The following is a 26,017-nucleotide window of genomic DNA, read 5'->3' as shown; positions in this document are numbered from 1 at the left end:
CAGGATCTTGATCAAGTTATGCAATTTTATGGGTTTGTCCTGAGACGCCGGCACGGTAAGGTAGCAGCGGCAGCATTTTCCGCCAGCAGCGTCTGCAATACAACATATAGGGACAACTTGAGATGAGCAATAATAAGTCGTTTAAACTGGAAACCATTGCCGTACATGGCGGCTACAGCCCGGATCCGACCACCAAGGCAGTGGCGGTGCCGCTGTATCAGACCACCAGCTACGCCTTCGACAGCACCCAGCACGGCGCCGACCTGTTCGACCTCAAGGTGCAGGGCAATATCTACACCCGCATCATGAACCCCACCACCGCGGTGCTGGAGCAGCGCGTGGCCGAGCTGGAAGGCGGCATCGGCGCGCTGGCGGTGGCTTCCGGCATGGCGGCCATCACCTACGCCATCCAGACCATTGCCGAGGCCGGCGACAACATCATCGCCACCAGCACGCTGTACGGCGGTACCTACAACCTGTTCGCGCACACCTTCCCGCAGCTGGGCATCGAGGTGCGCTTCATCGACCCGCGCGAGCCGCAGGCGATTGCCGGCAAGGTGGATGCGCGCACCAAGGCGGTATTCTGCGAATCCATCGGCAACCCGCTGGGCAATGTGGTGGACTTCGGCGCCTTCGCCGAGGAAGCGCATCGCCACGGCCTGCCGCTGATCGTCGACAACACCGTGCCCTCGCCCTACCTGTGCCGGCCGTTCGAGCACGGCGCCGACATCGTGGTGCACAGCCTCACCAAGTACATGGGCGGCCACGGTGGCAGCATCGGCGGCATCATCGTCGATTCCGGCAAGTTCCCGTGGGGCGAGCACAAAGAGCGTTTCGTGCGTCTGAACACCCCGGACGTGAGCTACCACGGCGTCAACTACGTGGAAGTGCTGGGCGCCGCCGCCTACATCGCCCGTGCCCGCGTGGTGCCGCTGCGCAATATGGGCGCTGCCATCTCGCCGTTCAACTCGCACCAGATCCTGCAGGGCATCGAAACCCTGGCGCTGCGCATGGACCGCATCTGCGACAACACCCTGACCGTGGCACAAAGGTTGGCCGCACACCCGGCGGTGGAGTGGGTGGAATACGCCGCGCTGGAAGGCCACCCAAGCCGCCCGCTGGTGGACAAATACCTGGGCGGCCGCGCCTCCGGCATCCTGTCCTTCGGCATCAAGGGCGGCGAGGCGGCCGGTGGCCGCTTCATCGACGCGCTGCAGCTGGTTACCCGGCTGGTGAACATTGGCGACGCCAAGAGCCTGGCCTGCCACCCGGCCTCCACCACCCACCGCCAGCTGTCGCCGGAAGAGCAACTGCGCGCCGGCGTGCGCCCGGAGATGGTGCGGCTGTCGATCGGCATCGAGCATATCGACGATATCTGGGCCGACGTGGAGCAGGCGCTGCAGGCGGCGGGCTAATGGTAGGGCGGAAGCCCGCAAAGCGGGCGTTCCGCCATCATGTGGCGAGGTAGCTGCGGCATGGCGGAACGCCCGGCAACACCGGGCTTTCGCCCTGCTGTGTCGCCGCTTATCCGGGCTGCACAGTGACAAAAAAACATGCGGCCAACCTTTACGGGTTGGCCGCATGTTTTTTTTTGTTCGGCTACGAGACTTAACCCGCCAGCGGCAAATACTCCACCGCGTCGTCGCGGCCCAGGATCTGGCGCATGAAGGTCTGCATGCAGCCGGTATCGCCGGTGCTGACAAAACGATAGGCCGCCGCTGCATCCGCCGGCGCGGCCAGCTGGTGTTGTGTCAGCAGGCGCGCGGTCTGGCGTACCACTGCGTCGCTGGGGTCGATCAGGTCGATGTGCGCTGGCAGCAGGTCGCGCAGCAGCGGCGCCAGGAACGGGTAGTGGGTACAGCCCAGCACCACGTGATCCACGCCGGCGGCCAGCAGCGGCGCCAGCGACTGGCTTACCGTGTCGCGTGCCTGCTGGCTGGCCAGCTCACCGCTTTCCACCAGCTCCACGAAGCCTTCGCCCGGCTGGCACACGATCTGCGCCTGCTGGCGGAACTGCTCGGCCAGCTCGCGGAACTTGCTGCCGGCCAGCGTGGCGCGGGTGGCCAGCACGCCGACGCGGCCGCTTTGCGTGGCCTGCACCGCGGGCTTGATCGCCGGCTCCATGCCGACAATCGGCAGCTGGGGGTAGCGGGCGCGCAGGTGGCGCACCGCCGCGCTGGTGGCGGTGTTGCAGGCAATTAGCAGCAGGGTGGCGCCCTGCGCCAGCAGGTAGTCGGTAATCACCTCGGCGCGGGCGATGATCTGCGCCTGGCTGCGCTCGCCGTACGGGCAATAGCCCTGGTCGGCCAGGTACAGCACCGACTCGTGCGGCAGCGTGCGCACCAGTTGCCGCCACACCGACAGGCCGCCGAGGCCGGAATCGAACATGCCGATCATGCGCAGCCCGCTCAGTTGTTCTGGATCACGATCTTGGGGATCTTGCTGGAGAAGTCGCGTGCCTTCTCGCCCACCTTCACCGCCAGCTTGCGGGCGATGTCCTGGTAGCGTGCGGCCAACTTGCCGCCCGGCTCGGCCACCACCGTCGGCTTGCCTTCGTCGGTAGCCAGGCGGATGGACAGGTCCAGCGGCAGCGAGCCCAGCACCGGCACGCCGTACTGCTCGGCCATGCGCTCGGCACCGCCGTGGCCGAAGATGTGTTCCTCGTGGCCGCAGTTGCTGCACACGTGCATGGCCATGTTCTCGACGATGCCCAGCACCGGCACGCCCACCTTCTCGAACATCTTCAGGCCCTTCTTGGCGTCCAGGAGCGCGATGTCCTGCGGCGTGGTGACGATGATGGCGCCGGTTACCGGCACCTTCTGCGACAGCGTCAGCTGCACGTCGCCGGTGCCCGGCGGCATGTCGATCACCAGGTAATCAAGGTTGTCCCACAGCGTGTCGTTCAGCAGCTGCTGCAGCGCCTGGCTCACCATCGGGCCGCGCCACACCATGGCCTGATCCTCGTCCACCAGGTAGCCGATGGACATGGTCTGCACGCCATGGGCGATGAGCGGCAGCAGTTTGCCGTTGTCCGACTCCGGCTTGTGGCCCTGCTGGCCCATCATCAAGGGCTGCGACGGGCCGTAGATGTCGGCATCCAGAATGCCGACGCGGGCGCCTTCGGCCGCCAGGGCCAGCGCCAGGTTGGCCGCAGTGGTGGATTTGCCCACGCCGCCCTTGCCGGACGACACGGCGATGATGTTCTTCACCCCGGGCAGCGGCGACAGGCCACGCTGTACCGCGTGGCTGGTGATCTGGCTGGCCACGTTCACCTGCGGCTGGCGGCCGTCGGCGAACGGCGCCAGCGCGGCCAGGAATTCGCTGCGGATGGCGGCAAAGCGGCTCTGCGCCGGGTAGGGCAGGGTGACGTTCACTACCAGCTGCTGCGCATCGTTGGCGGCAATGCTCACGCCCTTGGCGTGGCGGTAGGGTTTGCCGGTGTCGGGGTCGATGAGGCTGCCGAGTGCGGTCAGGATGTCGTCGTCGCTGTGGGTCGGGGTCATGGTGGGGTTCCGTGCGGAGTCGTCGGCGCCGGCGCCGAACAGTTTGCCTAGTCGGGAGAACATAGCAGTGGAGACCTGATTGGATAGCCGAGCATTTTAGTCGGATTTGCCGCCCGGTACGAGCCGGCGTGTTGGCGGAAATGATAGCCCAAAGCGCAGCCGCTGTGCGCCGGCGGCGGCGCTCCGGGCGGTGTTGCTTGGATAACTGGCTGATTTCGCGTAGAATCCACCCCTTTTTTCGTACGAAACGGTGTTTTGTTTCGCGACGCGTTCGAGGTTTCCGTTTGAATCAGCAAGACAAGATTTCCCGCCTCAACCTCACCACGCTGCTGTTCCCGCTGGCGCTGGTGCTGTTCGAGTTCGCCGTCTACATCGGCAATGACATGGCGCAGCCGGCCATGCTGCAAGTGGTGCAGGAATTCGGCGTCGATACCTCCTGGGTGCCGCTGTCGATGACCGCCTATCTGCTGGGCGGCGCGCTGCTGCCCTGGCTTACCGGCCCGCTGTCCGACCGCTTCGGCCGCCGCCCGGTGCTGCTGGGCGGGGTGATGTGGTTTACCGCCAGCTGCCTGGCCACCTACCTGGTGAACGATATCCACAGCTATATGCTGCTGCGCGTGCTGCAGGGCTTCGGGCTGTGCTTCATCAATGCCGTCGGCTACGCCGCCATCCAGGAAGCCTATGCCGAAACCACCGCGGTGCGCGTTACCGCGCTGATGGCCAATGTGGCGCTGATCGCGCCGCTGGCCGGCCCGCTGGCCGGCGCCGCGCTGGTGACGCTGGCGCCGTGGCGCACCGGCTTCCTGCTGATCGCACTGTTCTCCTTCATCGCGCTGCTGGGCTTGTGCTGGAAGATGCCGGAAACCCGCCAGCCTTCGGCCGAGGTCAAGCTGACGCCGCGCGCGCTGTGGCAGGGCTACTCGCGTCTGCTGCGCCATGGCCGCTTCGTGCGCGCCGCGCTGTGCATTCCGCTGCTGGCCATGCCGCTGATGGCGTGGATCGCGCTGTCGCCGGTGCTGCTGGTGGAAGACATGGGCCTGTCCGCGCTGCAGTACGGCCTGTGGCAGATTCCGGTATTCGCCGGCCTGATCGGCGGCAACCTGCTGCTGGCGCTGCTGGCCGAACGCTGGCCGCTGGGCCGCTCGGTGCTGGTGGGCATGTGGCCGCTGCTGGCCGGCCTGCTGCTGATGCTGGGCAGCGTGGTGTTTGCGACCAACCGCCACGTGTACCTGGCGCTGGGCATGTCGCTGATGGCGCTGGGCGAGGGGCTGTCCTTTGCCGTGCTGTACCGCTTTGCGCTCACCGCCAGCATCCAGGCCAAGGGCATTGTGTCCGCCGGCATGAGCATGCTGTCGATGGCCGGCTACGCGCTGGGCATCGAGCTGTTCCGCTGGGCCTACCTGACGGCCGGCCTGCCGGGTTTTGCCGCCATGGCACTGCTGTTCTCCAGCGCTTTCGTGCTGCTGGCGCGGCCGCAGGTGAAGCTGGCCATGGCCGAGCGCAGCGACCCGGACCTGCTGCCACAGGGCATCTAAGTACATGAGTTGGCCGCATTCTTGCGGCCAACCCTTCGCGACCAGCAGCCGTTTTGCTGCCCCCGCAGCCAGGCAAAAAGGGGGTGGGTAAGGGCAGGCTTGGCCGCTATAATCGACCGTTTCAGAATACCAACCGGGATGCACCCATGACCAAACCCAGCAAACGCAAGATTCTGGTAACCAGCGCGCTGCCGTATGCCAACGGCGCCATCCACCTTGGTCACATGCTCGAACACATCCAGACCGACGTCTGGGTGCGCTTCCAGAAGATGCGTGGTCATGACTGCCACTACGTGTGCGCCGACGACACCCACGGTGCGCCCATCATGCTGGCGGCGGAAAAGCAGGGCATCACCCCGGAGCAGCTGATCGAACGCGTGAAGAGCGAGCACCTGGCCGACTTCAGCGGTTTCCACATCGGCTACGACAACTACTACAGCACCAACTCGCCGGAGAACAAACACTTCGCCGAGCACATCTACAAGACGCTGAAGGCCGACGGCAAGATCGTCAGCCGCACCATCGAGCAGCTGTTCGACCCGGAAAAGCTGATGTTCCTGCCGGACCGCTTCGTGAAGGGCGAATGCCCGAAGTGCGGCGCCAAGGACCAGTACGGCGACAACTGTGAAGTGTGTGGCGCCACCTACAACCCCACCGAGCTGAAGAACCCGTACTCGGCGGTATCCGGCGCCACCCCGGTGCTGAAGACCTCCGAGCATTTCTTCTTCCGCCTGGGCGAGTGCGTGGACTTCCTCAAGGGCTGGACCGGCGGCAGCAGTGTGCGCGCCGACGGCGTGAGCCAGCCGCACCTGCAGCCCGAGTCGCTGAACAAGATGAACGAGTGGATCGAAGGCGGCCTGCAGGACTGGGACATCAGCCGTGATGCGCCGTACTTCGGCTTCGAGATTCCGGATGCGCCGGGCAAGTACTTCTACGTGTGGCTGGATGCGCCCATCGGCTACATGGCCAGCTTCAAGAACCTGTGCGAGCGCAGCGGCATCGATTTCGATGACTACTTCCGCGCCGATTCCGACGCCGAGATGTACCACTTCATCGGCAAGGACATCCTGTACTTCCACGCGCTGTTCTGGCCGGCCATGCTGAAATACTCTGGCTACCGCGCGCCCACCGGTGTGTTCGCCCACGGCTTCCTGACCGTGGACGGCCAGAAGATGTCCAAGTCGCGCGGCACCTTCATCACCGCCAAGAGCTACCTCGATTGCGGCCTGAACCCGGAGTGGATGCGCTACTACATCGCCGGCAAGCTCAACGGCCGCATCGAAGACATCGACCTGAGCCTGTCCGACTTCGTGGCGCGGGTGAACTCCGACGTGGTGGGCAAATACGTCAACATCGCCAGCCGCGCTGCCGGCTTCATCACCAAGCGCTTCGGCGGCCTGCTTGCGGCCAACCTTGAAGACGAAACCCGTCTGCTGGGCAATATCGCCGGCGAGGCGGAGAACATCGCCGCCGCTTTCGAAGCGCGCGAATACGCCAAGGCGCTGCGCGAGATCATGGCCATTGCCGATATCGTCAACGGCTACGTGGACGCCAACAAGCCGTGGGAACTGGCCAAGCAGGAAGGCCAGGACGCGCGCCTGCACGAAGTGTGCAGCGTGCTGATCAACGCCTTCCGCCTGCTCACCCTGTACCTGAAGCCGGTACTGCCCAAGCTGGCGGAGAGCGTGGAAGCGTTCCTCGACATCGCGCCGCTGCAGTGGGCCGATGCGCAGCAGCTGCTGCTGAACCACACCATCAAACCGTACCAGCACCTGATGCAGCGCATCGACCCGGTGCTGATCGAAAAACTCATCGAAGCGAACAAACAGAGCATGGAAGCACAAGCACCGGCCGCTGCGGCCAACTACGAGCCGCTGGCCGACACCATCAAGATCGACGACTTTGCCAAGCTGGACCTGCGCGTGGGCAAGGTGCTGGCCTGCAGCTTCGTGGACGGCTCCGACAAGCTGCTGCAGTTCAGCGTCGACCTGGGCTTTGAAACCCGCAACATCTTCTCCGGCATCCGCGCCGCCTACCAGCAGCCGGAACAGCTGGTTGGCCGCAAGGTGATCGTGGTGGCCAACCTGGCCGAGCGCAAGATGCGCTTTGGCGTGTCGCAGGGCATGATCGTGTGCGCCTCCGGCGTGGAAGACGGCACCGGCCTGTTCCTGCTGGATGCGGATGAGGGCGCCGAGCCGGGCATGCGCATCGGCTAATAAGCCAGCGCGATTGCCAAACGACAACCAGCCCTGCCAGCGTAAGCCGGCAGGGCTGTTTTGCATGCGGCCAACCTTTAGCAGCTGACCGTGGCGTTGGCGCCGGGGCTTACTCCAGGCCGCGCCGCAGCCAGCGGCTGAGGCATTCCACGCCCCAGGACAGCAGCAGCATGGCCAGGATCAGCGTGGCGGCGTTGCGCAGCTGGAACAGCGACATCGCCAGGTACAGCTGCTGGCCCAGGCCGCCGGCGCCTACCAGGCCGAGGATGGCGGCGATACGGATATTGTTTTCCCAGCGGTACAGCGTGTAGGCGATCCACTGCGGCAGCGCCTGCGGCAGCAGGCCGTAGGCGAGGCGGGCGGGGGCGGGGGCGCCGCTGAGCAGCAGCGCGGCCTCCGGCTCCGGCGGCAGGTTTTCCAGCGTCTGGGCGAACAGCCGGCCCAGCACGCCGCTGGTGTGCATCGCCAGCGCCAGCACGCCGGCGGCCGGGCCCAGGCTCAGCGCCAGCACGGCGATGGCGCCCCACAGCAGGTCCGGCGTGCCGCGCAGGAAGTTCAGCAGCAGCCGCACCGGCAGGCGTAGCCAGCGCGGGCCGCGGTTGCTGGCCGGCAGCGCCAGCAGCGCGCCGCCGATGAAGGCCAGCGCGGTGCCCAGTGCCGATTGCGCCAGGGTTTCCAGCATGCCGCCGGCCACTTTCAGCAGGAAGGCCGGCGCCAGGTTGAGGTGCAGCAGCTCGCCGGCAAAGTGCAGCAGGCCGCCGACATTGAACGGGCTGCCCTGCCATTGCGGCCACAGCCAGTACAACGCGGCTCCCTGCAGCGCCAGAAAGCCGCCAGCCAGCAGCAGGCCGCCACGGCGGCTTTCCACCGCCAGGCGTGCCAGCCGGCTTACCAGCTCGGTCAGCGCCACCAGCAGCACGAATACCAGCAGCAGCGCACCCACTTCGCCGCCATCGAGCATGCGGATGGCGGTGTCCAGCAGCAGACCGAGGCCGCCGGCGCCGACGAAGCCCATCACTGCCGAAGCGCGGATGGCGCATTCCCAGCGGTACACGCTGTAGCTGATCAGCTCGTGCATGGCCTGCGGCAGCAGCGCCCAGGTGAAGATGCTCAGCCGACCGGCGCCGCTGGCGGCCAGCGCGGCGGCCGGCTCGCGCGGCTGCGCTTCCAGAATCTCGGCGTACACCTTGCCCAGCATGCCGCCGTAGGCCAGGCCCAGCGCCAGCACGCCGGGCAGGCTGCCCAGGCCCGCAGCGCGCACCAGCAGCAGCGCCCACACCAGGTCCGGCACGCCGCGCAGTATCACCATCAGCGCGCGCAGGCTGCCCTGCAGCAGGCGCCAGGGGCGCGATGGCACATCGCCGCACAGTGCGTCGCGGTCCAGCGCGCGGCTGGTGAGCAGCGCGGCCGGCAGGCCGATCAGCATTGCCAGCAGCGTGCCCAGGCTGGCGACTGCCAGCGTGGTGACGGTCTGCTGCAGCAGGCTGGCGAGGAAATCCGGCTGGTGGCTGGGGGGAAAGAACTGGCGCAGGAAACCGCCGAGGGTGGCCAGGGTGTTGGCGTCCAGCAGCAGGCGCGGGTCGAAGCCGGTGTAGGCCATGGCGGCCAGCAGCAGCAGCGGGGTGGCGATGAGCCAGCCCAGGCGGGCGGCCAGCGCCGGGTCGCGCGCGTGGCCGGGCCTGTCCGGCATGGCTCGCTCGTTCAGCATGGCGCTACCCGCGGAAGGTTGGCCGCAGGGCTGTCGTCCGGAATCGGCGGGGTATCGCCGGCGTACAGCGCATCCAGTAGCGCCGGGCTGACTTCGCCGCGCGGCAGGTCGAACATCACCTTGCCTTCGCGCAGGCCGATCAGGCGCGGGAAGTGCGCCAGGGCCAGTTCCACCGAATGCAGGCTCACCAGCAGGGTGCTGTTGCGCGCGGCGGCATCGCGGCACAGCAGTGCCACGGTGTCGTCGGCCAGGCGCGGGTCCAGCGCCGATACCGGCTCGTCGGCCAGCAGCAGCTCCGGTGCCTGGTACAGTGCGCGGGCGATGCCCACGCGCTGGCGCTGGCCGCCGGAGAGGCGGTCGCAGCGCTGCCACAGTTTGTCGGCCAGCTGCACCTGCGCCAGCGCGGCCTGGATGGCGGCCACGTCCTGCGGCCACAGCAGGCGGCGCAATGCGGCCAAGGTCGAGATCCGGCCCAGGCGGCCGGCACCCACGGCGGTTACCACGCGTTGCAGCGCCGGCAGCGGCGCGTGCTGGTACACGCTGCCGATGCGGCTGCGCAGGCGGCGCAGCGCGGCGGCGTCCAGCTGCCACGGTTCGGCATCCAGCAGCCGCAGGCTGCCGCTGTCGGCGCGGTAGCGGGTGGCGGCCAGCAGCAGCAGGCTGGATTTGCCGGCGCCGGACGGGCCGATCAGCGCGGCCTGCTCACCCTGCGCCAGGCGCAGGGTGATGCCGTCGAGAATGCGCTGGCCGCGCAGCGACAGGGTCGCTTCGCTCAGCGCCAGGCTCATTGCAGCAGGCCGGCAGCCTTGGCGGCGGCTTCGATGCCTTCGTAGTTCTCGGCCTTGGTGGGGATGAACTTGCTGGCGCGTTGCAGCTCCATGATGGCCTTGTACTCAGGCTTGGTGGCGTCCAGCTTCAGGAAGGCAGCCTGGATTTTCTGCTGCAGCTTCTTGTCCATGCTGCCGCGCACGGTCCAGTTGTAGTCGTAGAAGGTGGGGGTGGTGCCCAAGAGGCGCACTTTGCTCTGGTCGATCTTGCCGGCTTCCACCAGCTTGTCCCACACCGAGGCGTTCAGCACGCCGCCTTCCACCTTGCCGGAGGCAACCCAGGCCACGGTGGCGTCATGCGCGCCGGAGTAGCCCACGGTCTTGAAGAAGTTTTCCGGCTGGATGCCCTGTTTTTCCAGGAAGTAGCGCGGCATCAGGTGGCCGGAGGTGGAGGAGGCGGCGCCGAAGGCGAAACGCTTGCCCTTGAGGTCCTGCAGGGTCTTGATGCCGGCGTCCACGCTGCCGATGTACTTGGCGGTGAAGCGGGCGTCCTCGGCACGCTGCACCAGCGGCACTACCTTGCCGCGCTGGCTGGCCTGCACGAAGGTGAAACCGCCGAGCCAGGCCATGTCGATCTGGTCGGAAGTCAGCGCGGTGACCACGCCGGCGTAGTCGGTAACCGGCACGAACTGCACTTTCATGCCCAGTTCTTTTTCCAGGTAGCTGCCCAGCGGGGCGAACTTGCGCTGCAGTTCGGTGGGGGCTTCGTCGGGAATGGCGGAAACCTTCAGTACGGCTTCGGCGGCGCCGGCAAGGGCGGAGACGGCCAGCAGCAGGCTGGCCAGGGCGATCTTGGCTTTCATGTTCAGGCTTTCGGCTAGGCGGTAAGAGCCTGTTCATGATCTTTTTGCTGCAAAAAGATCATGAACAGGCTCTAAAAGGCCGCATGCGGTCAATGGGCGCTTGCGGCCAACCCTGGCGCGGCGCCCAAACAAAAATGCAGCCTTGCGACTGCATTTGTGGGTTTGGTGGCGGACGATAAGCCGCCGGCGCGCATTCTAGCCTAAATATGCTGTGTTTTCAGCTGCCTGGGCATCAATCCACGCGGATATAGGCCCAGCCGCGCGCCTTCAGGCAGCTGTTGTACAGATCGACGCGGCTCTTTTCGTTGATGTCGTAGGCTTGCACCTCCGGCCAGTCCCAGAAGCCGGGGCTGTACCAGCAGGCGCCGCGATTGAAGGCGCCGGGCGGGCAGTGCCAGTAGGGGCCGATAAAGTGGCCGGGGTAGACGGTGACGTTGCGCACTTCGGGCGGAAACGCCTTGGCCGCTTCCTGCTTGCACTGGTAGCTGTCGGTGTCGAAGTTCTCTGCACCGTCCGGGTGGCGCCACTGGTAGTGGGCGCAGCCGGCCAGCAGGAGGGCGGCGAGCAGGGGGAAGAGACGGGTAGTCATGATGTTGCCTCCAGTGCGCCGGCCGCAGCGGTGGCACCTGCCGCGCGTCGGCGATACTGCGTTGAAACCGGCGTCGAAACGCGCATTTACGGTTTGTAAACGCTGCTTTCTCCGCCGCTTTCGCCTTGTCTCGTCTTGTTTTGCCTTGCCTGGCCTGGACCCGCGAGATCGTAAACCAGGGTGCGTCAGGCGGCGCGGGTGTCGCGCTTGCCAAACCACACGAACAGCGCCACGCCGGTGACGATCATCGGCAGGCTCAGCCACTGGCCCATGCTGATCACGTCCGACTGGCCGAAGATGCCGGCATCCGGGGTACGGAAGTATTCCGAGATGAAGCGGAAGCTGCCGTAACCGATCAGGAACAGCGCCGACACCTGGCCCACCGGCCGGCGTCTGGCCGAGAACAGCCACAGGATGATGAACAGCGTCAGCCCTTCCAGCAGTGCCTCGTACAGCTGCGACGGGTGACGAGGCAGCAGGTCCACCTGCGGGAACACCATCGCCCACGGCAGGTCGGCCGGCGCCGGGCGGCCCCACAACTCGCCGTTGATGAAGTTGCCCAGCCGGCCTGCGGCCAACCCTGTGGGCACCAGCGGCGCGACGAAATCGCTGATCTGCCAGAAGCTCACACCCTGCTTGCGGGCGAACAGTGCCATGGCCACCAGCACGCCGATGAAGCCGCCGTGAAAACTCATGCCGCCTTTCCACACCATCAGGATCTCGGCCGGGTGCGACAGGTAGTAGCCGGGCTGGTAGAACAGCACCTCGCCGAGGCGGCCGCCGACCACCACGCCGATGACCGCCCAGGTCAGGAAATCGTCCAGCGCCTTGCGGCTGAACACCCCGCCAGGCTGGGTGCGGATGCGGTAATTGCCCAGGGTGAGGAACAGCACGAAGCCGAGAAGGTACATCAGGCCGTACCAGTGCACGGCCAGCGGGCCCAAGTGGATGGCAACGGGGTCGAACTGAGGATGGATCAGCATTTGTCAGTTATGTGCGTTTGCGGTAAAAGGGAACGATACACGCGGATTATACGTAAGGGTGCCTCGAAAACCCCGATTTCTAAGCGAGACAAGGCGCGAACGAAACATGCCGCCGACGCATATGCTTGATATGCAAGGAAGCGTTTTCGCGAGCAAGGCAGTATCGCAAGGAAGGCGGGTGTTTATCGGGGAGCCCGTAAAGCGTCCGGCAGCATGGCGTCGCTACCCCGACAGCCTGTTGCAGTACAGAAACTTCCACCACCCGGAAGTTCCTGCCAGCGGCTCGACAGAAGCCGGCACACGGATGCATCAAACAGTTTAGGCAAGCTGCGGCCCGGATTGGCCGCGGGACAAAGATTCAGAGACATTAAGGATTCACCATGCCCCAGTACCGTTCCAAGACCTCTACCGCCGGCCGCAACATGGCGGGCGCCCGCGCGCTGTGGCGCGCCACCGGCATGAAGGACGAGGACTTCCAGAAGCCCATCATCGCCATTGCCAACAGCTTCACCCAGTTCGTGCCCGGCCACGTGCATCTGCACAATATGGGCCAGCTGGTGGCGCGCGAGATCGAAAAAGCCGGCGGCGTGGCCAAGGAATTCAACACCATCGCCGTGGACGACGGCATCGCCATGGGCCACGGCGGCATGCTGTACAGCCTGCCCAGCCGCGACCTGATTGCCGACAGCGTGGAATACATGGTCAACGCCCACTGTGCCGACGCGCTGGTGTGCATCTCCAACTGCGACAAGATCACCCCCGGCATGCTGATGGCTGCCATGCGCCTGAACATCCCGGTGGTGTTCGTTTCCGGCGGCCCGATGGAGGCCGGCAAGGTGCAGTGGGGCAACGACATCCGCAAGCTCGACCTGGTGGATGCCATGGTGGAAGCGGCCAACAGCGCGGTGTCCGATGCCGACGTGGACCGCGTCGAGCGTTCCGCCTGCCCGACCTGCGGCTCCTGCTCCGGCATGTTCACCGCCAACTCCATGAACTGCCTCACCGAGGCACTGGGCCTGAGCCTGCCGGGCAACGGCAGCCTGGTGGCCACCCACGCCGACCGCAAGGAGCTGTTCCTGCGCGCCGGCCGCCTGATCGTGGAGCTGGCCAAGCGCCACTACGAGCAGGAGGACTACTCCATCCTGCCGCGCAGCATCGCCACCAAGCAGGCGTTCGAGAACGCCATGAGCCTGGACGTGGCCATGGGCGGCTCCACCAACACAGTGCTGCACCTGCTGGCTGCGGCCAACGAAGCCGGCGTCGATTTCAAGATGACCGACATCGACCGCATCTCGCGCAGCGTGCCCTGCCTGTCCAAGGTGGCGCCGGCCACGCAGAAGTACCACATGGAAGACGTGCACCGCGCCGGCGGCGTGGTGGCCATCCTGGCCGAGCTGGACCGTGCCGGCCTGATTCACCGCAACGTGACCACCGTGCACAGCCCGACGCTGGGCGCCGGCCTGGAAGCCTGGGACGTGATGCGCCACGGTGAGGACAGCGAGGCACAGCGCTTCTACCGCGCTGCGCCGGGTGGCGTGCCTACCACCATCGCCTTCAGCCAGAGCATGCGCTACCCGACGGTGGATAACGACCGTGCCGACGGCTGCATCCGCGACAAGGCCAATGCCTACTCGCAGGATGGCGGCCTGGCGGTGCTGTACGGCAACATCGCCGAGCGCGGCTGTATCGTGAAGACCGCCGGCGTGGATGATTCCATCCTCAAGTTCACCGGGCGTGCGCGCATCTTCGAAAGCCAGGACGACGCGGTAGCCAGCATCCTGGCCGACCAGGTAGTGGCCGGCGACATCGTGATCATCCGCTACGAAGGCCCGAAAGGCGGCCCGGGCATGCAGGAAATGCTGTACCCGACCAGCTACCTGAAGTCCAAGGGCCTGGGCAAGGCTTGCGCGCTGCTCACCGACGGCCGTTTCTCCGGCGGCACCTCCGGCCTGTCCATCGGCCACGTTTCGCCGGAAGCCGCCGAGGGTGGCACCATCGGCCTGGCGGAAGAGGGCGACACCGTGGAGATCGACATCCCCAACCGTCGCATCCATCTGGCGGTGAGCGACGACACCCTTGCTGCCCGCCGCGCCGCCATGGAAGCGCGTGGCCGCGACGCGTGGAAGCCGCTGGGCCGCGAGCGCGTGGTAAGCCCGGCGCTGCGCGCCTACGCCGCCATGACCACCAGTGCCGACACCGGCGCGGTGCGCGATGTGTCGCAGGTAGAGCGCAAGTAAGCCTTGCGGCCAACGTTGGCCGCAAGCAGACAAACGGCAGCCGACTCCATATAACCGAGGGCTGCCGTTTTTGTTTGCTGCCGGGAGATGGCCTCAGCCCAGCTGGCGCACCTCGTCCTGCGCGCCCGGCACGCAGCCGTCGGCGATATTGTCCCAGCCGCGGTGGATCACCAGTTGCTCGCCGCGGGTGCACAGCTCCAGCCGCTGGCTGCCCGGCCATTGCTGGCGCACGAAGTTGTCGATGGCGCCGGGCAGGCTCACCTGGTACTGGCGCGCCGCCAGGTTGGCCGCAGGGTGGTCGCGGTTGTGCAGCAGCGGCAGCAGGCTGGCGGCCCAGGTCATGAAGCCGTATTTCACTTCCACATTGCTGGGCTGGTAGTGCTGCGCCTGCAGCCACTGCTGCGCCGCCGCGCGCGGCGGCATGTCCGCCGGCAGCCGGCCCCAGGCGCTGGCCAGCAGCTCCGCCAGCCACTGGTTGCAGTTCTGGTACCGCGTGGAAAAGGCATAGGCATTGGCGCTGTAGTCCGGCGACAGCACCGCCAGCGCCTGCTGCCGGTCCAGCGCCGCCGCCGTCAGTGCCTGTTCGGCCGGTGGCGGCAGCAACAGCAGCGATACATAGGCGTGTGCCTGCTGATGGCTGTCGAGCAGGAAGCCGGACAGTCCCTGGTCGTAGAGGTGGGGCTGTTCGTCGTCGCAGGCGTAGTACAGCTGACGCACCGACCACGGCGTGTTCGGGCTCTGCTTCAGGCTGATGCCGGCATGGCTGTAGCGGATGCCGAAGCGCCCCAGGTCCAGCCCGGCGCGCGCCACGATGGCGGCCTCATGGCCGGATTGCGCCAGCAGCTGGCGCACGGCGTCGCCGAACAGCAGCAGGCGGCCCTTGTCCTGCGTGCTCTGGCTGGCCGGGCGGTCGCAGAACAGCAGCGAGCCGGCATGCGCCGGGCCGGCCGCCAGCAGCAGCCATGCGGCCAACAGCAGCAGGCGGCGCAACAGTTGCGGCGTCACGTCGCGGCTCAGGACACGACCCTGGGTTGCAGCTCCTGCAGCCAGGACTGATCCAGCACCAGCGCGAACGGCGCGCTGTCGCCGGTCTTGGCGAAGTCCAGGCCGTAGGCGCGCTGGCTGGCGGTAACGGTCTGGCCGCGGGCCAGCGCGGCCTGGCGGGCGTCGGCCTGCGGCACGAACAGGTAGAACGGCGCGGCCTGCGCATCGCCAGCCGCCTGCAGCGTCAGGCGCGCCTGGCCCGGCTTGTCGTCGGCGCTGGCGACATCAACCACCTTGTAGTCGCCGGCGGCGACATGCAGCGCCTTGGAGGAGCCATGCACGCTGTCGGAAATGCTGCCCACGCTGGCACTGACGCTTTCGGACAGCGAGTACAGCGAGATGGCGCGGGAGGCGGGGGAGAACAGCAGGCAGCCGCTGACGGCCAGCATGGCAAGCAGGGAGGTGCGGGACAGCTTCATTGATGAATCCAGGTTGAATGTTTCCGGTATTCGGCCGCATGCCGCAAAATTATTAATATGTATTAATGACTTACGCGATCATGCGGCCAAAGGGCGGCAACTATACAGCCTGGGGCGGGGGTGGCCAAGCCCTGGTTCAGTGCGGCGCGTCGGCGTCGTGGCAGACGCAGCCTTCGCCGCTGGCGGCGCCTTCCAGCGTCTTGAGAATGCCGCAATCGGCCACGGTATGCGGCGCATCGCAGCGCGCACGCAGGGTGAGCAGCTGCTGCTCCAGCCGCTGCAGGCTGGCGATCTGCTGGTGGATGCGGCCGATCTGCGCGTCCAGCAGCGCGTTGATGTCGTCGCAGGGCGCGGCGGACGGGTGCAGGTGGTAGTCCTGCAGCCGGCGGATGTCGGCCAGCGACATGTCCAGCGAGCGGCAGTGGCGGATGAAGGCCAGCTGCTCCAGGTGCGGCTGCTCGTAGCGGCGGTAGCCGCTGGCGGTGCGCGCCGGGGCTGGCAGCAGGCCCTCGCGTTCGTAGTAGCGTACGGTTTCCGCGTCGCAGCCGCTCTTTTTTGCCAGTTCGCCGATCTGCATCGTGGTCTCCAGAAAATATGCTTGACCCTATAGTAACTACAGGGTTTGCAATGGGGCAATATCATTGCGGAGAGTAATCATGGGCAACTGCTGCCAGCACGACGACGGGGCATGCCAGAACGGCGCAACGCTATCGCCACTGCCACAGCGGCACGGCCAGGCACCTGATGATGCGCATCACCATGGCCATGAACACGGCCATGCGCATGAGCACGACCATCACCACCAGCACGAGCCTGCCGCTGCGCATGAGCACACGCATGATGCCTGCGGCTGCGACGCGGCCGCCAGCGTGATACCGGCAGCGGCGCCACCCGCGGGCAGCCTGCCGTGGCGGCTGGCGATTCCGGCCATGGATTGCCCCACCGAGGGGCGCATGGTGGAAAAGGCGCTGCACGGCATGGCTGGTGTGCTGCAGCTGGACTTCAACTACATCGAACGCACGCTGATCGTGCATCAGCAGGGCGCCAGCCTGGCCGCCGTGCAGCAGGCGCTGGCCACCACCGGCCTGGCCGCCGAGCTGCAGCGCGATGCGGCCAACGTTGCCGTCCCGGCGCGGCCTGCCCGCTGGCCGCTGCTGGCCTCCGGCGCCCTGGCGCTGCTGGCGGAGGCGCTGGTGTTTGCCGGCCAGGCGGAAACCGGCTGGCCGGTGGTAGCGCTGGCGGCGGTATCGATGCTGCTGGGCGGCCACGGCACCGCGCGCAAGGGCTGGTACGCGCTGAAAAGCCGCAGCCTCAATATCTACTTCCTGATGAGCCTGGCAGTGGCCGGCGCCATGCTGCTGGGGCAGTGGCCGGAGGCAGCAATGGTGCTGTTCCTGTTTGCGCTGTCGGAGCGGCTGGAAGCGATGTCGCTGGCGCGTGCCGGCGCCGCGGTGCGCGCGCTGATGGCGCTCAAGCCGGAGCTGGCCTGGGTACAGCAGGGCGAAGGCTGGCAGCAGGTGGCGGCCGGCAGCGTGACGGTTGGCCGCATGGTGCGCGTGCGCCCCGGCGAGCGGGTGCCGCTGGACGGGCGCATCGCCAGCGGGCACAGCGATTTCGACGAAGCGGCAATCAACGGCGAAAGCCTGCCGCTGGCCAAGGGGCCGGGCGATACGGTATTTGCCGGCACCATCAATGGCGCCGGGCTGGTCACGGTGCAGGTGACCGCCAGCGCCGATGGCAGCCTGCTGGCACGCATCATCGAGCGGGTGCGCGACGCGCAGGCCGGCAAGGCCGCCACCCAGCGTTTCATCGACCGTTTCGCCGCGGTGTACACCCCGCTGGTGGTGGCGCTGGCCGTGCTGTTCGCCATCGGCGCGCCGCTGGCCGGCTGGCTGCCGTGGCAGCAGGCGCTGTATCAGGCGCTGGTACTGCTGGTGATTGCCTGCCCGTGCGCACTGGTGATCGCCACGCCGGTAACGCTGGTGTCGGCGCTGTCCGCCGCTGCCCGTCACGGCATGCTGATCAAGGGCGGCGCGGCGCTGGAAACCGCCGCCCGCGTGAGGGTGGTGGCGCTGGATAAAACCGGCACGCTGACGCGCGGCCAGCCGGCACTGGCCGACATCCGCTGCCTGGATGCGGCGCTGGATCAGCGCAGCGCGCTGCAGCTGGCCGCCAGCCTGGAGGCGCACTCCACCCACCCGCTGGCGCGCGCGGTGCTGCAGGCGGCGCAGAAGCAGGGTATTGCGCTGCTGCCAGCCGAAGCGTTGCAGGAGCTGGCCGGTGAGGGCGTGATTGCCAGCATCGGCGGCGTGCGCCATGGCCTGGGCAATGCTAGGTTGGCCGCAAGGCTGGGCGTGAACGAAGCCGCGCTGGCCGGCGGTGAGCACGCGCAGCGTGGCGGCATGCTGCTGTGCCGCGACGGCCAGTTGCTGGCCGCGCTGCAGGTGGCGGATAGTCTGCGCCCGGAAGCGCAGGCAACGGTGGCGGCCCTGCAGCGCCAGGGCATGCGGTTGATGGTGCTGTCCGGCGATCATGCCGCCGAAGTGGCGCGCATGGCTGCCGCTGCCGGCATTGCCGATGCCGCCGGTGCGCTGCTGCCGGAAGACAAGCTGGCCAGCATCCGCACGCTGGGCCGGCATGGCGCGGTGGCGATGGTGGGCGACGGCGTCAACGACGCGCCGGCGATGGCGCAGGCGGAGCTGGGCATCGCCATGGGCGCCGCCGGCAGCGACGTGGCGCTGGAAACCGCGCAGGTGGCGCTGATGGAAGACCGGCTGGACAAGCTGCCGCAACTGTTCGCCCACGCCCGTCGCAGCATGGCGCTGCTGCGTGCCAACATCGTGCTGGCGCTGGCGATCAAGCTGGTGTTTTTCGTACTGGCGCTGGCCGGGGTGGCCAGCCTGTGGATGGCGGTGTTCGCCGATGTGGGGGCGAGCCTGCTGGTGATCTTCAACGGCCTGCGCCTGGCGCGGCCGATCAAGGAGTAAATCTATGCGCTGGCTGGAATGCCGGGTGCCGCCGCCGCTGGTGGGGCTGTTGTGTGCCGTGTTGATGCTTGCTTTGCAGCGCCATGCGCCGCTGGGTGCCTTGCCGCCGGGAGTATTGCGGGTGGCGCACTGGCTGCTGTGGCCGTTGCTGCTGCTGGCGCTGCTGCTGGATGGCAGCGCGGTGCTGAGCTTCATCCGCCGCCACACCACGGTGAACCCGCTCAGGCCGCAGAACAGCAGCACGCTGGTGCTGGAAGGCTTCTACCGTCTCAGCCGCAACCCGATGTACCTGGGCATGCTGTGCCTGCTGCTGGGCTGGGCGCTGTGGCTGGGCGACTGGGTGACGCTGGCCGGGCCGCTGCTGTTCGGGCTGTGGATAGACCGCTTCCAGATCCGGCCGGAGGAGCGGGCGTTGGCCGCACGCTTTGGCGACGATTACCTGGCCTACTGCCGCCGGGTGCGGCGCTGGCTGTAGGGCTGTGCCGCCATGAAAAACGCCGGGCGTAGGCCCGGCGTGGTGTTTGGTTCCAGGTTTAAATCAAACCTTGTGTGCACTGCGCATCGAAATACTGGCCGCTGATGCCGGCAACGCGCTGGCAACGTGTGTCCGGTCGCTTGAATTCATCCTGGGAATGGATGGTCAGCGACGGGGCCAGATCGTGTAGCGAGAAGCCGTCTACGCCGACGCTGCCGTACGGGACGTTGATGCCCAGGCTGGCAAACGGTGCATGCTTGGACAGGTCGTAGCCACCGCCGATTTCACCCTGCAGGTCGTTCTTGCCGTTCAGGTAGCTCAACTTCAGCTTGCCCAGGCTCACGCCGCCCAGCACGTTGACCTGCAGCGACAGGTTGCCGCCTTCGGTATTGCCGTTCGGTTTGACTCGGGTGTCGAACACGCCCAGCACCAGGGTCGGCACCATCTTGTTGCCCAGCTCGATGTTGATGCCGGCGTAAGCATTGGTGTTGTGCTTCACACCGTCGTTAACCAGGTCGTAGGTGATACCGATGGCCTGGGCATTGGCGGCAAACAGGCTGCCGATCAGTGCCGCGGTGGCGAATGCTTTCTTCATGTCGTGGTTCTCTCGTGACGGCCGCGTGTGGCCTGGGGACATCATGGCGCCGGCTGGCCTGGCCAGTCGCGCAGCAGGGCTAGCGCAATGGAATATGGTGGCATTATAAACCAGGCACTTGAAACATTTAAGATGGATGCTTGATCAGTGTCAGCATCGATGGCGGGTGCTTGTGGCGCGGTGTTGTGGCTGGCCGGGGCTCAGGCCCGGGTATCGATGGCGTTGCCCAGCGTGTTGGGCGCGGGTGTGGCGGAGGCTTGCTGGTAGGTCTGGTCGACCTTGCCTTGCTGCTGCTGTTGCTGGGCTTCTTCTGCCAGCGCCTGCAGCTCCATCTGCCGGGCGCGGGCGGCTACGGCCATGTCGGGGCCGGAAGGCTCGGCTGGGGCCAGCGCGGCGCGCTGGATGGTGCGGGCTTTTTCGACGGTTTCCTGCGGCGTGCGTGCCGGCGAGACGTCGATGTCGACGCTGCCGCCGATGGCGTAGCGCTGGCCATCCGGGCCGGTCTGGAAGTCGTAGCTGGGGCCGCTGACGCTGATGCCGCTGGCGGCGGCCAGGTGGGCCTGCTCGTGGGTGCGTACGGTGCGGTCGCGCTGCTGCAGCTCGCGCACCAGGGTTTTGTCCGCGTCGCTGAGCTTGCCGTTCAGGCTGACGCTGGCGCTGTAGCCTGGCGAGCTGTCGGCAATGGTCGACAGATCTCCCTCACTGCTGCGCAGCGCAGTGCCATAGGCTCCGTAGGAGGAAATGCCGGAAATATTCATGATGAATCAGCCACTTATGCGGGCTGATTCCGTTATAGCCATCCTGCGTGGCAACACCAAGGGCGGGCCCGCCCCTGGTGTTGCGGCCAACCCTGGCGCTAGTGGCTGCGCTCGCCGGTCTGCAGCCGCCACAACGCGGCGTAACCGCCGTCGGCTGCCAGCAGTTGCGTGTGGGTGCCGGCTTCCATCACGCGGCCATGTTCCAGCACGTAGATGCAGTCGGCGTGGCGCACGGTGGACAGGCGGTGGGCGATCACCAGCGTGGTGCGACCCTGCGACACCACCTCCAGCGAACGCTGGATCGCCGCCTCGGTTTCGTTGTCCACCGCGCTGGTGGCCTCGTCCAGCACCAGTATCTTCGGGTTTTTCAGGATGGCGCGCGCCAGCGCCAGCCGCTGGCGCTGACCGCCGGACAGCTTCTGGCCGCGCTCGCCCACCGGGGTATCGTAGCCCTGCGGCAGGCGGGTAATGAACTCGTCGGCCTCGGCGGCACGGGCGGCGGCGATGATCTGTTCGCGGCTGGCATGCGGCACGCCGTAGGCGATATTGGCCGCCACCGTGCCGTCGGTCAGGAACACATCCTGGCTGACATAGCCGATGGCGCGGCGCAGGTCGGCCAGCGCCAGCTGGCGGATATCCTGGCCATCCAGCGTGATGCTGCCGTACGGCGACTCGTAAAAGCGCAGCAGCAGCTTGATCAGCGTGCTCTTGCCGGAGCCGGTGGCACCGACGAAGGCCACGGTACGGCCGGACGGCACCTGCAGCGAAACATCATGCAGCACCTGCTGCGCACCGTAGCCGAAGGACAGCTTGTTGAACGCCAGTTCGCCGGCTACCTGCGCCGCCGGCAGCGCCTTGCCGTGGTAGTCGATGGCCAGCGGCGTGGCCAGCACGCCCAGCACGCGGTCGATGGCCGTCATCGAGCGCTGGTACAGGTCGGCGATGTCGGCCAGGCCGGTAAGCGGCCACAGCAGGCGCTGCGTCAGGTACACCAGTACCGAATAACTGCCCACGCCGATGGCGCCGGAGAGCGCCAGGTAGCCGCCGTAAACCAGCGTCACCACGAAGCCGGCCAGGATCGCCATGCGGATCACCGGAATGATGGCCGAGGACAGCCGGATGGCACTGGCGTTGGCCGCACGGTAGCGCGCACTGGCCTCGTGGATATGGCTGGCCTCGAACTCCTCGGCGGTAAACGCCTTGATGGTGGCAATGCCCAGCAGGTTGTTGTTCAGCCGGCCGTTCACCACGCCGGCAGCCTCGCGCACCGCGGCATAGCGCGGCGCGATGCGGCGCTGGAACCAGAAGGTGCCGAACAGGATCAGCGGCACCGGGAACAGCGCGATCACCGCCAGCTTGGGCGCCAGGTAGAAGAACACCCCGCTCACCAGCACACTGGAGCACAGCACCTGGATGATGCTGTTGGCGCCGCCGTTGAGAAAGCGCTCCATCTGGTTGATGTCGTCGTTCAGGATGGACATCAGATTGCCGGTACTCCTATTCTCGAAATAGGCCAGTGGCAGTTTCTGCACGTGGCGGTAGGCATCCAGCCGCAGATCGTGCTGCAGGTTCTGCGCCAGATTGCGCCAGCGCAGCTGGTACAGGTATTCGAACAGCGACTCGCCACCCCAGATCAGCGCGGTGAGCAAACCCAGCCACAACAGCTGATGAAAAGTGTCGCTGATGCCGAGGCGGGCCAGGAAGGAAGCCTGCTTGCTCACCACCACATCCACCGCCACGCCGATCAGCACCTCGGGCAGCACATCGAAAAACTTGTTGCACACCGAAAACAGGCTGGCAAGATAGGCGTCCCGCCGGTAGTGGCGGGCATACTGGAACAGTCGTGACAGGGAAGAAGACATGATGGCGGCGGGCAGTGGTGTGGAGTGCGCCATTGTACGCGGCTGTCATCGATAACATAGCGGGTAAGGCGGCCACGGCGCCGCGATATAACCGGGTGCCTCGAAAAACCCGGATTTCCAAGCGAGACAAGGCGCGAACGAAAAACCCCGACGCCGCATATGGCTGATATGCAAGAAGGGATTTTTCGTGAGCAACGCAGTATCGCAACGAAAGCTGGGGTATTTCGAGGTACCCAACAGAAAGGACAGGGCAGGATATGAGCGAACAAAGCATGAATCAGCGCGAGCTGAGCATGTCGGTACTGATGACGCCGGACATGGCCAACTTCTCCGGCAACGTGCACGGCGGCGTGCTGCTGAAGCTGCTGGACCAGGTGGCCTACGCCTGTGCCAGCCGCTACGCCGGCTGCTACGTGGTAACGCTGTCGGTGGACCAGGTGCTGTTCAAGCAGCCGATCCACGTTGGTGAAATGGTTACCTTCTACGCCAGCGTCAACCACGTTGGCCGCACCTCGATGGAAGTCGGCATCAAGGTGGTGGCGGAGAATATCCAGCAGCGCAGCGTGCGCCACACCAACAGCTGCTACTTCACCATGGTGGCCTACGACAACGGCCAGGCAGTGGCGGTGCCGCCGCTGTCGCTGGATACCGAAAGCCACAAGAAGCGCTTTCGCGAGGCCGAGATCCGCAAGCAGATGCGGCTGGCGGCGCGCAAGATGGAAGAAGCGCTGGGCTGAGAACAGGCCACGATCCCGCGAACTTGTGCGAGGCAAGGCGAAAATGACTGGGAAAGCGGAATTTACACATGGTAAATGAGCATTTCGAAGGCGTTTTCAACGCCGTATCGCCTTTGCGCAGCGGACCGTGAGCAAACCCATGCTGTTTCCGGTACCGGAGCAGGACAAAGCCGCCGCCTACGCGGTATACCGCGACGGTATGCAGCGGGTGGTGGGGCAGGTGGCCGACTGGGACGAAGCAGAGCAGCGGCAGCGGTTTGCCGAATGCTTCGCCCGCGGCACCCTGTTCTGGTTCCGCCGCCACGGCCAGCACCAGGCCTTGCTGAGCCTTACCCGCGAGCCGCACGGCCTGCACCTGCACCTGATCGTGGTGCTGGCCGAATGCCGCCGCCAGGGCGTGGGGCGGCAGGCGATGGCGGCGGTGCATGCGCTGTGCCGGCCGGGGCAGCAGGTCACCCTCAGCTGCTTCCGCCACGACAAGGCGGTGCGCGCTTTCTATGCCGAGCTGGGCTACCGCCTGCGCGAGGCCGAGCTGCACCACCTGCAGCTGGAGTGGCGCGAGTGCTGGCCGGAGCACTTGCCCTGAGGCCGCTCTATGGTGACAATGCCGACCTCGTAGCTTGGGTTGAGCGTAGCGAAGCCCAACGTTTACCGCGTTTGGTTTTGTATCCGCTCTGCGGATGATGATTTTGGTGCCGGTTCCGCCCGGCGGACAGGTTAAGGGGGCCACCGCGGCCCCCTATAACAATCCCCGGCTCCCCGGGGCTGCTCGAAACCCCGTGCAAAAAGGCACCCCCCAGGCGCCGCCGAACTCGTCCCTCGCTAACGGCTCGGGACTCAGACAGATCGGCGTCTTAAAACCTGGGGCGCACCATTTTGCCCGGCTCGCGCCAACGGGTTCAGGGCAAGTCGTTACTGTTCTAGCGCCAGAACACCGGTTGTGATTTCTTAAAAGTAAATACTATTACCCCATGTTCCAACTCGTCGCCACCGACCCCCGCTTCTACGTGATCGCCAAGGCGCCGGGCGTGGGCTTTCACCGTGAAGACGATGCGCCCGGCGTGCTGGACATCCTGCGCGATGGCCTGCAGGACGCGGCGCTGTGGCCGGTGCACCGGCTGGACAAGGTCACCTCCGGTTTGCTGGTGGTGGCGCGCAGCCAGGCCGTGGCCGCCGCGCTGGGCGCGGCTTTTGCCGGGCGCGAGGTGCAGAAGTACTACCTGGCGCTGTCCGATGCCAGGCCGAACCGCAAGCAGGGGTTGATCAAGGGCGATATGGAAAAGGGCCGTGGCGGCGCCTGGCGCCTGTGCCAGAGCCAGGCCAACCCGGCGGTTACCCAGTTCTTCAGCCACTCGCTGGCGCCGGGGCGGCGGCTGTTCGTGCTGCGCCCGCGCAGCGGCAAGACCCACCAGCTGCGGGTGGCGATGAAGTCGCTGGGCGCGCCGATTCTTGGCGATGCGCTGTACGGCGGCAGCGCTGCCGACCGCACCTATCTGCACGCCTACGCGCTGAGTTTTGCGCTGGATGGCGAGTCGTTCTGCTTCAGCAGCCCGCCCGCGCACGGCGAATGTTGGCCGCAAGCGCAGCTGGCCGACTACCTTGCGGCCAACCCGCCGGCGGCGCTGCCGTGGCCGGTGCTGTAGCGTCGACTGTTACAGCTTTACTGCCCGCGCCATCAGCAGGCAGTCGTGGTAGCCGCCATGGCGCAAGCCATCGCCGCGCAACGTGGCCTCGCGCACGAAGCCGTATTTTTCATACAGCGCAATCGCCGGCGCGTTGTCGCTGTACACCGTCAGCTGCAGCCGGCGGTAGGGCAGGTAGTCGCCTACCTGTTGCAGCAGCGCCTGCAATAGCGCGCTGCCCACGCCCTGGCCGTGCTGTGCCGGATGCACGGTGATGCCCAGCTCGGCGATGTGCGCCAGCCGCGGGTTGTCGCCGGGCTGCCAGATGCCGGCATTGCCGATGATGTTGCCGGTGCTGTCCACCGCCACCAGGCCGAGCCGGCCTGCGCTCAGCCGCTGCTGCCAGAAGCGCTGGTCGGGATAGGGCAGTTGCAGGGTATTGGCCTGGGTACTGTCGTGCGCCATCAGCGCCGCCACGCCGGCGGCGTCGCCCGGCTCGCTATGGCGCAGGCTGAACGGCTGGCGCGGCGCGACCTGGCGCAGTGTGCTGCCGGCTGGCGCATCGACGTTGGCCGCATGCTCGCCGGGGCGAAAGCGCAGCCGCGCCATCAGCACCGCATCCTCGTATATGCCTTCGCGCAGATTGAAGCCGCGCGCCACGCCTTCGTGCTCGAAGCCGTAACGCTGGTACAGCGCGATGGCGCCGTGGTTGTCGTGCACCGCATCCAGCTCGATGCGCTTGAGATCCAGCCAGTTGTCGGCGTAGTCCAGCACCGCGCGCAGCAGCGCGCTGCCTACCCCCTTGCCCTGCCAGTCGTCGCGCACCATCAGGAAGAAGGTGGCGACATGCCGGCGCCGCAGGCGCTCCACCAGGTGCAGGCCGCCGCAGCCCACCAGTTCGCCATCCGGCGTGCAGGCCACCAGCGCGTGGATGTGCGGCGGAAAGTTGTCCAGCAGCTGCTGCACGCTGGCCAGCGACTGGAACGGCTGTTGCAGGGTGTTGCGCACCACGCCGGGGCTGGTGCGCAGGCGGTGCAGGGCGGCGGCATCGCCGGGGGCGAGTCTGCGGATGTGGTAGTTCATGGGGGGCTTTCGGCATGGCCGGGGCGGCAACGGT

23 protein-coding genes are annotated in these 26,017 nt (G+C 66.6%); 9 read left to right on the top strand and 14 right to left on the bottom strand.

Annotation, left to right across the window (positions count from 1 at the left end; genetic code table 11):
• Nucleotides 1-122 precede the first annotated feature (122 nt).
• Nucleotides 123-1,415 (top strand): O-acetylhomoserine aminocarboxypropyltransferase/cysteine synthase family protein, encoded by a 1,293-nt coding sequence (locus PSELUDRAFT_RS00250; protein ID WP_088964954.1) that lies wholly within the window; start codon nucleotides 123-125, stop codon nucleotides 1,413-1,415.
• Between the two features lie 193 nt (nucleotides 1,416-1,608).
• Here PSELUDRAFT_RS00250 and murI read toward each other — a convergent pair whose 3' ends face one another.
• Together murI and apbC are read right to left on the bottom strand one after the other, a co-directional pair.
• On the bottom strand, nucleotides 1,609-2,397 hold the full coding sequence (gene murI, locus PSELUDRAFT_RS00245) for a glutamate racemase (RefSeq protein WP_088964953.1): 789 nt from the start codon (nucleotides 2,395-2,397) through the stop codon (nucleotides 1,609-1,611).
• Between the two features lie 11 nt (nucleotides 2,398-2,408).
• The gene (gene apbC, locus PSELUDRAFT_RS00240; RefSeq protein WP_231895270.1) at nucleotides 2,409-3,503 is read right to left on the bottom strand and encodes an iron-sulfur cluster carrier protein ApbC; all 1,095 of its coding nucleotides are present in this window, start codon (nucleotides 3,501-3,503) and stop codon (nucleotides 2,409-2,411) included.
• Between the two features lie 284 nt (nucleotides 3,504-3,787).
• On the opposite strand from apbC, the gene PSELUDRAFT_RS00235 reads away from it, so the two are divergent.
• Both PSELUDRAFT_RS00235 and metG read left to right on the top strand, forming a co-directional pair.
• The gene (locus PSELUDRAFT_RS00235) at nucleotides 3,788-5,038 is read left to right on the top strand and encodes an MFS transporter (protein ID WP_231895269.1); all 1,251 of its coding nucleotides are present in this window, start codon (nucleotides 3,788-3,790) and stop codon (nucleotides 5,036-5,038) included.
• 146 nt (nucleotides 5,039-5,184) lie between these two features.
• On the top strand, nucleotides 5,185-7,254 hold the full coding sequence (metG, locus tag PSELUDRAFT_RS00230) for a methionine--tRNA ligase (RefSeq protein WP_088964950.1): 2,070 nt from the start codon (nucleotides 5,185-5,187) through the stop codon (nucleotides 7,252-7,254).
• 109 nt (nucleotides 7,255-7,363) lie between these two features.
• Here the strand turns inward: metG and PSELUDRAFT_RS00225 are convergent, their stop codons facing one another.
• The 5 genes from PSELUDRAFT_RS00225 to lgt form a co-directional block, all read right to left on the bottom strand.
• Complete coding sequence (locus tag PSELUDRAFT_RS00225; protein WP_088964949.1) at nucleotides 7,364-8,962, bottom strand: ABC transporter permease; 1,599 nt, start codon at nucleotides 8,960-8,962, stop codon at nucleotides 7,364-7,366.
• Nucleotides 8,956-9,750, bottom strand: coding sequence for a phosphonate ABC transporter ATP-binding protein (locus PSELUDRAFT_RS00220; RefSeq protein WP_088964948.1), 795 nt, complete (start codon nucleotides 9,748-9,750; stop codon nucleotides 8,956-8,958). The genes PSELUDRAFT_RS00225 and PSELUDRAFT_RS00220 overlap by 7 nt, the downstream gene beginning before the upstream one ends.
• Nucleotides 9,747-10,592, bottom strand: coding sequence for a putative selenate ABC transporter substrate-binding protein (locus PSELUDRAFT_RS00215; protein ID WP_088964947.1), 846 nt, complete (start codon nucleotides 10,590-10,592; stop codon nucleotides 9,747-9,749). Before PSELUDRAFT_RS00215 ends, PSELUDRAFT_RS00220 begins: the two co-directional genes overlap by 4 nt.
• A 232-nt stretch (nucleotides 10,593-10,824) precedes the next feature.
• Nucleotides 10,825-11,181, bottom strand: a complete 357-nt coding sequence (locus PSELUDRAFT_RS00210; protein ID WP_088964946.1) for a hypothetical protein — start codon at nucleotides 11,179-11,181, stop codon at nucleotides 10,825-10,827.
• A gap of 185 nt (nucleotides 11,182-11,366) precedes the next feature.
• Nucleotides 11,367-12,164 (bottom strand): prolipoprotein diacylglyceryl transferase, encoded by a 798-nt coding sequence (lgt, locus tag PSELUDRAFT_RS00205; protein ID WP_088964945.1) that lies wholly within the window; start codon nucleotides 12,162-12,164, stop codon nucleotides 11,367-11,369.
• A 380-nt stretch (nucleotides 12,165-12,544) separates the two neighbouring features.
• On the opposite strand from lgt, the gene ilvD reads away from it, so the two are divergent.
• Entirely contained in the window at nucleotides 12,545-14,401 is a 1,857-nt protein-coding gene (gene ilvD / locus PSELUDRAFT_RS00200) for a dihydroxy-acid dehydratase (RefSeq protein ID WP_088964944.1), read from the top strand.
• 93 nt (nucleotides 14,402-14,494) lie between these two features.
• On the opposite strand, the gene PSELUDRAFT_RS00195 is transcribed toward ilvD, so the two are convergent.
• The 3 genes from PSELUDRAFT_RS00195 to cadR form a co-directional block, all read right to left on the bottom strand.
• Entirely contained in the window at nucleotides 14,495-15,406 is a 912-nt protein-coding gene (locus PSELUDRAFT_RS00195) for a DUF2145 domain-containing protein (protein ID WP_157724974.1), read from the bottom strand.
• Between the two features lie 8 nt (nucleotides 15,407-15,414).
• Complete coding sequence (locus tag PSELUDRAFT_RS00190; RefSeq protein ID WP_088964942.1) at nucleotides 15,415-15,864, bottom strand: hypothetical protein; 450 nt, start codon at nucleotides 15,862-15,864, stop codon at nucleotides 15,415-15,417.
• A 136-nt stretch (nucleotides 15,865-16,000) separates the two neighbouring features.
• Nucleotides 16,001-16,441, bottom strand: coding sequence for a Cd(II)/Pb(II)-responsive transcriptional regulator (gene cadR, locus PSELUDRAFT_RS00185; protein WP_088964941.1), 441 nt, complete (start codon nucleotides 16,439-16,441; stop codon nucleotides 16,001-16,003).
• A 79-nt stretch (nucleotides 16,442-16,520) separates the two neighbouring features.
• Between cadR and PSELUDRAFT_RS00180 the strand changes: the two genes are divergently transcribed.
• Nucleotides 16,521-18,851: a heavy metal translocating P-type ATPase gene (locus PSELUDRAFT_RS00180; protein WP_088964940.1), complete on the top strand. Its 2,331-nt coding sequence runs from the start codon at nucleotides 16,521-16,523 to the stop codon at nucleotides 18,849-18,851.
• 4 nt (nucleotides 18,852-18,855) lie between these two features.
• Nucleotides 18,856-19,326 carry an isoprenylcysteine carboxylmethyltransferase family protein gene (locus PSELUDRAFT_RS00175; RefSeq protein WP_088964939.1) on the top strand — a complete coding sequence of 157 codons (471 nt, stop codon included), beginning with the start codon at nucleotides 18,856-18,858 and terminating at the stop codon, nucleotides 19,324-19,326.
• Between the two features lie 58 nt (nucleotides 19,327-19,384).
• On the opposite strand, the gene PSELUDRAFT_RS00170 is transcribed toward PSELUDRAFT_RS00175, so the two are convergent.
• From PSELUDRAFT_RS00170 to PSELUDRAFT_RS00160, 3 genes are all read right to left on the bottom strand, one after another.
• Nucleotides 19,385-19,921 carry a hypothetical protein gene (locus tag PSELUDRAFT_RS00170; protein ID WP_088964938.1) on the bottom strand — a complete coding sequence of 179 codons (537 nt, stop codon included), beginning with the start codon at nucleotides 19,919-19,921 and terminating at the stop codon, nucleotides 19,385-19,387.
• Between the two features lie 200 nt (nucleotides 19,922-20,121).
• Nucleotides 20,122-20,679, bottom strand: coding sequence for a putative metalloprotease CJM1_0395 family protein (locus PSELUDRAFT_RS00165; RefSeq protein WP_088964937.1), 558 nt, complete (start codon nucleotides 20,677-20,679; stop codon nucleotides 20,122-20,124).
• A 98-nt stretch (nucleotides 20,680-20,777) separates the two neighbouring features.
• On the bottom strand, nucleotides 20,778-22,541 hold the full coding sequence (locus PSELUDRAFT_RS00160) for an ABC transporter ATP-binding protein (RefSeq protein WP_088968329.1): 1,764 nt from the start codon (nucleotides 22,539-22,541) through the stop codon (nucleotides 20,778-20,780).
• A 257-nt stretch (nucleotides 22,542-22,798) separates the two neighbouring features.
• Between PSELUDRAFT_RS00160 and PSELUDRAFT_RS00155 the strand changes: the two genes are divergently transcribed.
• From PSELUDRAFT_RS00155 to PSELUDRAFT_RS00145, 3 genes are all read left to right on the top strand, one after another.
• Nucleotides 22,799-23,278, top strand: coding sequence for an acyl-CoA thioesterase (locus PSELUDRAFT_RS00155; RefSeq protein ID WP_088964936.1), 480 nt, complete (start codon nucleotides 22,799-22,801; stop codon nucleotides 23,276-23,278).
• A 127-nt stretch (nucleotides 23,279-23,405) separates the two neighbouring features.
• Entirely contained in the window at nucleotides 23,406-23,864 is a 459-nt protein-coding gene (locus PSELUDRAFT_RS00150) for an N-acetyltransferase (RefSeq protein WP_157724973.1), read from the top strand.
• Between the two features lie 385 nt (nucleotides 23,865-24,249).
• On the top strand, nucleotides 24,250-24,921 hold the full coding sequence (locus tag PSELUDRAFT_RS00145) for a TIGR01621 family pseudouridine synthase (RefSeq protein ID WP_088964934.1): 672 nt from the start codon (nucleotides 24,250-24,252) through the stop codon (nucleotides 24,919-24,921).
• 9 nt (nucleotides 24,922-24,930) lie between these two features.
• On the opposite strand, the gene PSELUDRAFT_RS19105 is transcribed toward PSELUDRAFT_RS00145, so the two are convergent.
• Complete coding sequence (locus PSELUDRAFT_RS19105) at nucleotides 24,931-25,983, bottom strand: GNAT family N-acetyltransferase (RefSeq protein ID WP_157724972.1); 1,053 nt, start codon at nucleotides 25,981-25,983, stop codon at nucleotides 24,931-24,933.
• Nucleotides 25,984-26,017 lie beyond the last annotated feature (34 nt).

This window comes from Vogesella sp. LIG4 (assembly GCF_900090205.1).
Lineage (GTDB): Bacteria > Pseudomonadota > Gammaproteobacteria > Burkholderiales > Chromobacteriaceae > Vogesella.
The sequence above is the reverse complement of the archived record's forward strand: the minus strand, read 5'-3'. Positions and strand labels throughout refer to the sequence as shown.